Origin of the sequence: Mesorhizobium sp. M1217 (assembly GCF_040318275.1) — a bacterium.
GTDB lineage: Bacteria > Pseudomonadota > Alphaproteobacteria > Rhizobiales > Rhizobiaceae > Mesorhizobium.
In genome coordinates this window covers 1-1,443 of sequence record NZ_JAMYMA010000053.1, presented here as the reverse complement: position 1 = coordinate 1,443, position 1,443 = coordinate 1, and the positions used below count along the sequence as shown (strand labels likewise).

Below are 1,443 nucleotides of genomic sequence, written 5' to 3'. Positions count from 1 at the left end.
CCTAGCACTACTTTGGCAGATTTTTAGCGGAGATGGTTCTGCGGCAGTGGGGACAACGGATTGGGGGCGGCTGCGCGAGCGCGGTGAGGATGGCTTGCCTGACGGCGGGTAGGCTCGGTTGGGGCGGCGGGCCGAGGATTCTTTTTTCCCCCTCCCGCTTGTTTGAGGCGGCGAGATTGCAGGAAGGCGTAGGCGATCATCGTCATCAGCGCGTGCCGGTGCAGGCCCGTCCATGAGCGCCCCTCGAAGTGGTCGAGGCCAAGTTCCTCCTTGAGCTGCTGATGCGCCTGTTCGCAGAGCCAGCGCGCCTTGATGGCGCCTGCGATCTGCTTGAGCGGGGTGTCGGCGGGCAAGTTGGAGAGGTAGTATTTGCGCTCGCCGGTCGAGCGGTGCTCGCCGATCACCCAGACCTCCTCGCCAGGCAGATGCTGAGCGCCCATGTCGCGGATGCGCTGGGGTGGGCCATCTGCAACCCGGACACGGACAGCGGCGAAGCGGGCCGAGAGGCGGCCTTTGGTGCCACGCCGCCAACTGACCGTCCGCCATTGGGCTTTTTCCAGCATCGCCTGCGCGGCCATCGACTTCACATCGGGGATATGCCGGCGGCGCGGGCGGCCGTGTCCGGCAACGGGGAAGATCATCGCCACGTCGGCGGCATAGACCTTCTGCTTGAACGGGATACCGACGGCCCAGGTAAGGCCGCGCTCGGTGAGCGCCTGCCGGAAGGGGGCGCTCAAGCCATATCCGGCATCGGCGAGCACGCAGCCAAAGCGTAAGCCGGCTGCGCGAGCCCGGTCGATCTCGGCCAGCGCGATTTCGGGCTTGGTCCTGTAGGCACGATGGTCCTCGGGCACACCGGCACGGTCGAGCCGGGCGGGATCGGAAGTCCAGCTCTCGGGCAGAAACAGTCGCAGCCCCACCATGACCGGCACTTCGCCAGAGGCCAGCGTCAGCGACACCAGCGTCTGGCAGTTGGCGTTCTTGCCAAGTGCCGAGGCATATTGCGGCGCGACGCCGACCGAGTGGCGCCCCTTCTTGGGGAGCGCGGTGTCGTCCACGATCAGCCACGCATCGTTCCCGCCAACTTGTCTGTCGGCCTCCGCGAGCAGCACCTTCTCCAGCGGCGCAGCATCCCACACGCCGCTCGCGATGAAGTGGTGCAGCTGGTCATAGTTGACGCCTGCGTCGCGCGCAGCCATCGGTTGGACGCTCTTGCGATCCCCAAGGCCAATCAGCCCAGCAATATAGGCCGGACACATCCGCGCACGCGTCTTGTGCCTCAACGCCGAGACGAACGGCTCAAGCCACCGCTCCAGATCGAGTTGCCAATCCCTGTTCATGGCCGGCCCCTCCAACAGCCGACCTCTCATGAATCACGCAAAACCGCTCTTGGGAATCCTCGAAACGCTCCCGGAACTAAAAATCTGCCAAAGTAGTGCTAGG

Annotated in this window: 1 pseudogene; it reads right to left on the bottom strand. The window is 65.2% G+C overall.

The features are described 5' to 3' along the window. Positions 1-23: 23 nt before the first annotated feature. Positions 24-1,377, bottom strand: a pseudogene (locus NKH37_RS33955) (IS701 family transposase). Positions 1,378-1,443: the final 66 nt, after the last annotated feature.